This window comes from Bradyrhizobium sp. 23, from assembly GCF_023073295.1.
Classification (GTDB): Bacteria; Pseudomonadota; Alphaproteobacteria; order Rhizobiales; family Xanthobacteraceae; genus Bradyrhizobium; species Bradyrhizobium canariense_D.
On sequence record NZ_JADPJF010000136.1, the window covers coordinates 1,050 to 7,542 of the forward strand.

Sequence of the window (6,493 nt, forward strand, 5' to 3'; positions counted from 1 at the left end):
AAGCGACGACGATCGACCCGGAATTGCTGACCTGTGCGGAAAAGCTGCGCTATCAGGGCTATCTGCGGCGCCAGGACAGCCATGCCGTAATTACGGCTCTCGTCAGCGACGGTGTGCCGCTCAAGGAGATCGTCCGCCGCAGATTAGCCGCGGCGGCGGTACGGATATGTTCCGCACCCGTCAAAGCACCCTGGACGGGCATCTGCCGTTCCTGGACGCGCAGTGGTCAGGCGGCTGTCGCAACGGTGCCGAGCTCTGGCGCCGCTTGAAGGGACAAGGCTTCAAGGGATCGCTGCGCGTGGTGGCGGAATGGACGACGCGACGGCGGCGTGCCGAGACTATCAGCCATCAACAATTGCAGAAGGTCCCCGCCGCCAGGACGATAGCGCAGCTGATGACGACGAAGCGCGACCACCTATCCAGAGCCGAGACCGTCACGCTTGCGGTCATCGAACAAAACGTCCCTATGCTGGCCGATGCGCAAGCCCTCGTTGGCCGCTTCCGCGCGATGATCCGAAAGAAGGCCGAGATCGAGCTCGAACCTTGGATTGATGAATCCAAGCGGAGCCTCATTGCCTCGTTCGCGAATGGAATCGCCAACGACAAGGGCGCGGTGCACGCCGCTATTACGCAACCATGGTCCAATGGCCAAGTGGAAGCTCAGATCACCAAGCTCAAGCTGGTCAAACGGCAGATGTACGGGCGCGCCAAGCTCGATCTGCTTCAAGCCAGGCTGATTGGCGCGCCATAAAAACAAACACGATCATCGAATATGCGTCAGAGCCCCGATTGGATGCCGATCACCCCGAAAACGGGGTCCTTATTCCATGCCGAAACACAATTCGTCGAGATATCGAGAACCAGGTCCGCAGTCTAATCAAAGAATACGGCTTGCTCTTCCCACGCGCGATCGGACTGCGGTTTCGCAATCAGGTCTGCGAGCTATTGGGCAAGGATCATCAGCTCCTCGGTGTGATCGCGCCGCTTCTGTCGATCCATGAGCAGATCTGCAAGCAGCAAAGCAAGTTCGACGACGAAGTCCGCCAATTGGCGAAGTCGGATGAGACGACGCGCCGCCTAATGACGGTTCCTGGTGTCGGCGTGGTGACCGCGTTGACCTTCCGCCATACGATCGACGACCCATCGCGCTTCCGATCGGCATCAAGCGTCGGCGCCTATTTGGGTCTTACGCCTCGACGCAACCAGTCTGGCGAAACTGACATCAATGGCAAGGATGGGGCGACCGTCTTCTCCGAACTTACCTGTACGAGGCGGCGACCGTCCTGCTTTATCGAACAAAGAAATGGTCCTCTCTCAAGGCTTGGGGCATGAAACTCGCCAAGCGGATTGGCATGCGAAAGGCAAAGGTCGCCATCGTGCGCAAAATCGCCCTCGTTCTTCACTGTATCTGGGTCGATGGCACATCTTTCGACTGGGGCCAGGCGAAGGAAGCCTCATCCGATCATGTAAAGTTCCTGGTCCGGTCTGCCGGACTGGCGATGTCCCGCTGGGACGGTGTTGTGGCGACCTCGTTCATTCGGCTGGTGGCGGCTTGACTGTACTCCGCTGCAGACGTTGAGGCGCCCGACCCGGACATCATCATGAGGCGCTCCGCGACCTCGGAAAGGACCATGACCCCAGCGAAGACATCAACAACCCCGGGCGATCCAATGCCTGGCCGGCAAAGCACGTATTAGCCGCGCCCGCGCCGTCTCCGCAACCCGGACCAGCTCCGACGGCGCGAGCACTACCACTGTGCCGTGGGCGAGTTCAGAAATGTAAGCTTGACAACAAACTGCAATTAAAGGGCCGAATGACAGATTACAGATCAGCGGTGCCCACGTCCAGCGAATGACCCAGGCGTATCCACGTCCCGCGGCCACCCTTTCGGCTGCTCACTCCGACCGCCCGGCCGGGTGTTTCAATCCTCAGGTTCAAATGGAATTTCCTGTCGATCCCATCAGCCCGACCAAGCTGTTCGTGACCATCAATCAGTGTCATCAGTGAACACTCATGTCGGCAGCCTCGCCGGCGCTTCGTCTGGCCCAACATACTTCTAGAGAGGGAGTGATCGTAAGCGTGGATCACACAATGAGAGCCGAGTCTGTTGTTCCGAACATCGACCGCTACGATCCCCGACCGCGCCCGCCGTCTCCCCTCGCGACCTGCGTTGGCGCGGCCGGCTGCAGCGTGAGGCCGTGTTCCCCGAGAACTTGGCGCGTCAGCGCGCCATTGATCTCGCGGGCGATCTCGTCGCGGATCTTGGCCCCGAGCTGCCGCTCGGCGTCAGCGTCGCCGTTCAGATGAAGATCAGTGAGCCGTTCCGTCAGTCGGCTCTCGAACTCCTCACCCATCGCATCGACGAGCCGATCCTGCATCTCTGCATGAGCTTCGGGCGCGATGCGGCGCAGCACCGTGTCCCAGGGTTGCCAGCTCGTTGCCAGATAGTCGGCGAATTCCGCCGCCTCCTTGCTTCGCACGACGGCCTCGGCGGTGGCAAGGTCATGTTCGTCCACGTGAGCCACACCGAAGTAGCGCATGGCTGGGGCGATGTGCTTCAGGTCCAGCCGGTCGCGCAGTTTGACTTGATATGCGAGATAGACCTCGATCTCGTCGACGAACCGGAGCGAGCTGACCTTGTCTCGGGCTATCCCGTCCAGCACGCCCAAACGGAACATGACCCGGCCTTGTTCGACGAGCTTGTCGAGGCGCCCGTCGTAGGCTCCCTCCTCGACATCAGCGTTCAGCCGTGCGGTCTGCATGTCGTTCCAAGCCAAAGTGATGCGATCCTGGCAGCTCGCGCTTGCTCCAATGGCCGACTGGAAGTACTGGGCGCGCAATCCCGGCCTGATCGCCGCCTGCCGCAGATCGTCTGCCACTCCCACCCGGAACTCGGAATTGCTAGAGTTCACCGTGTCCAGTAGCCTATCGAGGAAGCGAGCGTATTCTTTAGCACCCGGCTCTTCTGCGAAGGCTCGCCAGAGCGCTGCTGTGTTCGGTTCGTTTGGGAGCCAAGCCGCGACCGCCTCGCACAGAGGCCGCGCTTGATCTTGCGCCGCCCCGTCATGCACCGAGAAGAAGATCTGCGGTCCGGCATAGTCCTGGCTATTCAAGGTTGACGCCAAGTTCGTTAGCACCCGCTCCGGCAGCGGATTATTTTCTAGCTGAACGCGGCATTCCGAGCCCAGCTGCGTCGGCAACGTCTCGGGCAGGCTGGTCAGTTGGTTGTTCCTGAGGTCGAGCCGACGGAGCCCAGCCGGGAAGGCGGCAGGCAGACTGGTCACTTGGTTGTTGCTGGCCTCGAGCTGCTGAAGCGTTGGTGGCAGGGTATCGGTCAGACTGGTCAGCCGATTGTTGCTGAGGTTGAGCCGACGGAGCCCAGCTGGCAAGGCTTCGGGCAGATCGGTCACTTGGTTGTTGCTGGCGTCGAGCTGCTGAAGCGTTGCTGGTAGGGTATCGGTCAGACTGGTCAACCGATTGTTGCTGAGGTTGAGCCGACGGAGCCCAGCCGGGAAGGCGGCAGGCAGGCCGCTCACCCGGTTGCCGCTGACATTAAGATCTTGAAGTCCGGCCGGAAAAGCGTCGGACAGGCTGGTCAGCAGGTTGTTGCTGGCGTCGAGCCAGAGGAGGTTGGCCTGGCCCTCGATCGACAAACTACTCAGCCGATTGTGCATGATAGAGAGCCCCTGCATCTCTGGCGGCAGGACGGGCAAAGTGGTTAGCGCCAGAGATGCCAGATTCAGCGGCACGTGTACATCAGCCACTTCCTGCCAGGCTCTCACTCGGCTTACTGCCTCTCGCCGATCCTCCTGTTCGCCCTGTCCCGGTTCGGCGACCCAGCTTTCCAGCTGTCCTTGAGCCGGGGAAGGGCCGGTGGCCACCCTCAAGGCTTCGACCCACTGTGCTGCAGCCTGAGTGAGACCGCACAGGCAGCTTTGCCGGTGCCCACGTTCGGAAGTTTCGGAATCAATGCGGGCGCTTCGCTGGGTCTGTTCTGTATGCATAATTCTTCTTCTAAATGAAGGAAGTGGCGCCGGAGCGGCGGTTCTCTACCTTGATCGCCATCGCTACTGAGTGAGTACCGAGACATGATAAAGCAGGCTCCAAGACCGGGCTTGCCAACCTAGGACCGCCCGAACACGCTACCCATTCGTTCGCGGTCAGATGCAGCCGATCATAGTACGTTCGCGAAATTTGAGTCGTCCAATTGGTTGACATCCATCAAGGGCACATCCCATTCTCCTCCGCAGATCAAACTGGATCTGGCGGTCCAGGCAGCGGCGTCTCACCATAGCAGGCTTAGCTGTCCATGAGCTGACGAGCCGCAGGACAAGACGCCAGTGTGCCGACGGCCCTATCAATGGAGCCGCATCCATTCACTCGCGCAACGTCCCCTGCTGACGACATCCGATGCCATTCGTCGACCGAAAATCCGCATAGTTCTCGCGGATCAGATCGAGTGTTTGATTACATCCTGGGTTTCGGCCCGAGCGACAGCGGTAAGACCCATGTCGCGGTGGCTGTCGGACATGCCCTTATCGCGGTCGACGGTCTCGTCCAAAAGCCACCTGCTCGGCGCGATTTGTCGCGACCCACGCTCCTCTCGCCTCGACGGCTTCGATTGTCTAATCGTTGACCAGTAGGAACTCGATGCGGCCGAGACTCGGATCGATAACCAGCTCGGTTCTCTTGGTCGATTAGCCGTCACCTAAATGCAATGCGATCAGCTGCCCGTCGCCGGGGTTATGGTCCTTTCCGAGATCGCCAGCGCCTCATGATGATGTCCGGATCGGGTGGGTCATCCTCTGCAATGGCGGGCGGGCGAGCTCGCCACCAGTCGATTGACCGAGGTCGACCACCGTCTCAGCGGGACATCGCCGGCCCGGCGGACCGGGCCAGAAACTTGCAAATTAAGGCCGGGCCGGCGCGTGGCCCCAGTCAAACGACATGCCGTCGACGGAAATGCAGTGGAGGATCACAGAGATATTGTGCGCAATGGCGACGTTGCCTTTTCATACCGACACGCTTCGCGAGCTTTATTCCCAAGGCCTTCCGCGTTTCGCTGATGGTGAGCGGCGATTTCAGCGATGGTGAGCAGGCATTTCGCGCGATCGGCCGCGCCTTTGAGCTGATCTGCCGGCGCGTCAAACTTTTGTGAAATGCTCGGGCGAACTCGATGCAATGGTGAGCTTGCCATACCGAAGAAGGTCGACAAAGGGAGCCGAATTCATTTTCCGCAGCTGACAATAGAAGGCTATCGGATCGAACGAGTTTCGCCAGGCGAGCGCTGAAGCGCTGCGCAATGTTGACCTGGAAGGCGTCACCCGACAGATCAATCACGCGTTGTACAGCCGCGACGGCCTGGCCTGGTGTAAAGGAGGGGGCTGAGACTGTAACCAGCCCAACAAATTCTTCGACTGTTCGGCGAGCTCTCTCACGCCGGCGAACCGGATCCTGCTCCGGCCACCCGGTAGAAAGGACCAGCATTTGTCATGGCGGTAATCCAAGCTTATCACGCCTCGTAAAGATATAGGAGTGCCTGAGGCAAGCGATGCCTCCCGACGGTATCGTTCCAGCGTCCTGTTCAGCTCGTAGCCAAAAAGCCGGCGGCGCCGCCCTGGAATGCCGGGAGATCGGCGCGACGGCCTTTCCGTTCTCGCCAAAATCCCGCACGCACGCCGGCTTGAGCTCGCTCGCAAGCGCAAGAGTGACCGGCTTGGCAACGAAATTGACGTGATCGTCTACGGTGAATTCGACGACGAAGTCGAACTCGAAGCCTATAAAGCGCACGAGCTTTACCAGGAGTCGATCCGGCAGTAGCTCTCGGAGCGGACTGACCTGAGCGAAGTCAATCCGCAACTTCGCGATGAACTTTGAGTAGATGCTTCCGTGGAGGTCATTAGCTTCGCGCGGATCGACGCTCGACGACTGGGGCAGAAGACACTCGATGTGCAGGAGATCGAGTGCGGCAACGCGGAAGAAGCTCTTCAGCTTGGCTCTGCCGGGGAGGCAAACCAACCGATCGAAGTCTGGTGTGGCCCACGGCGGCTCGGTCGCTTTGAGCCAGAGCGAAGGTAGTCGTCCGTGAACAAGGTTCTAAGCGATTGAGCAGGAGTCTCTTTTTCGGATTCGAGGCGGTTTGAGATTGCAGGGAATGGGAGGTTGAAGCCGCCAAACCCTGCAATTTCGCTTTTGGATTCCCTTTCCCTGCGGCCCATGATTCTGTGGTGCATCGGAGGGAACGATGCGGCCGAAGAAGCACAAGACGACGGGATCGAACGATCTGTTCCGGGCGCGGCTGGACCAGATCATCAATCTGAAGCACGAGTTGGTTGTGCTTGCCGGCAAGATCGATTGGGACTGGATCGACGGCGAGATCGCGCCGCTCTACAGCGAGAACGGCCGGCCGGGGATCGAGACCCGCTTCATGATCGGGCTGTTGTTGCTCAAGCATATCTACGGGCTGTCCGATGAGGGGGTGTGCGAGCGCTGG

The 6,493-nt window shown here is 59.9% G+C and carries 8 protein-coding genes; 6 read left to right on the forward strand and 2 right to left on the reverse strand.

Annotated elements, in window-relative coordinates; genetic code table 11:
• The 4 genes from IVB32_RS32665 to IVB32_RS32680 form a co-directional block, all read left to right on the forward strand.
• Positions 1 to 269, forward strand: a 269-nt coding sequence (locus tag IVB32_RS32665; protein WP_247412703.1) for a hypothetical protein, incomplete at its 5' end; no start/stop codon positions are given.
• Positions 167 to 751: a transposase gene (locus IVB32_RS32670; protein ID WP_247412701.1), complete on the forward strand. Its 585-nt coding sequence runs from the start codon at positions 167 to 169 to the stop codon at positions 749 to 751. The genes IVB32_RS32665 and IVB32_RS32670, both read left to right, overlap by 103 nt.
• 38 nt (positions 752 to 789) lie before the next feature.
• Positions 790 to 1,332: a transposase gene (locus IVB32_RS32675; protein ID WP_247398535.1), complete on the forward strand. Its 543-nt coding sequence runs from the start codon at positions 790 to 792 to the stop codon at positions 1,330 to 1,332.
• On the forward strand, positions 1,329 to 1,556 hold the full coding sequence (locus IVB32_RS32680; protein WP_247282074.1) for a hypothetical protein: 228 nt from the start codon (positions 1,329 to 1,331) through the stop codon (positions 1,554 to 1,556). Before IVB32_RS32675 ends, IVB32_RS32680 begins: the two co-directional genes overlap by 4 nt.
• A gap of 570 nt (positions 1,557 to 2,126) precedes the next feature.
• On the opposite strand, the gene IVB32_RS32685 is transcribed toward IVB32_RS32680, so the two are convergent.
• Entirely contained in the window at positions 2,127 to 4,004 is a 1,878-nt protein-coding gene (locus tag IVB32_RS32685) for an NEL-type E3 ubiquitin ligase domain-containing protein (RefSeq protein ID WP_247282075.1), read from the reverse strand.
• Positions 4,005 to 4,938: 934 nt separating this feature from the next.
• The gene (locus tag IVB32_RS43190; RefSeq protein ID WP_346658404.1) at positions 4,939 to 5,340 is read right to left on the reverse strand and encodes a hypothetical protein; all 402 of its coding nucleotides are present in this window, start codon (positions 5,338 to 5,340) and stop codon (positions 4,939 to 4,941) included.
• A gap of 282 nt (positions 5,341 to 5,622) precedes the next feature.
• Between IVB32_RS43190 and IVB32_RS32695 the strand changes: the two genes are divergently transcribed.
• Both IVB32_RS32695 and IVB32_RS32700 read left to right on the forward strand, forming a co-directional pair.
• Positions 5,623 to 5,820 (forward strand): Dabb family protein, encoded by a 198-nt coding sequence (locus IVB32_RS32695; RefSeq protein ID WP_247282076.1) that lies wholly within the window; start codon positions 5,623 to 5,625, stop codon positions 5,818 to 5,820.
• Positions 5,821 to 6,244: 424 nt separating this feature from the next.
• On the forward strand, positions 6,245 to 6,493 hold a 249-nt coding region (locus IVB32_RS32700; RefSeq protein WP_247412700.1), incomplete at its 3' end, for a transposase.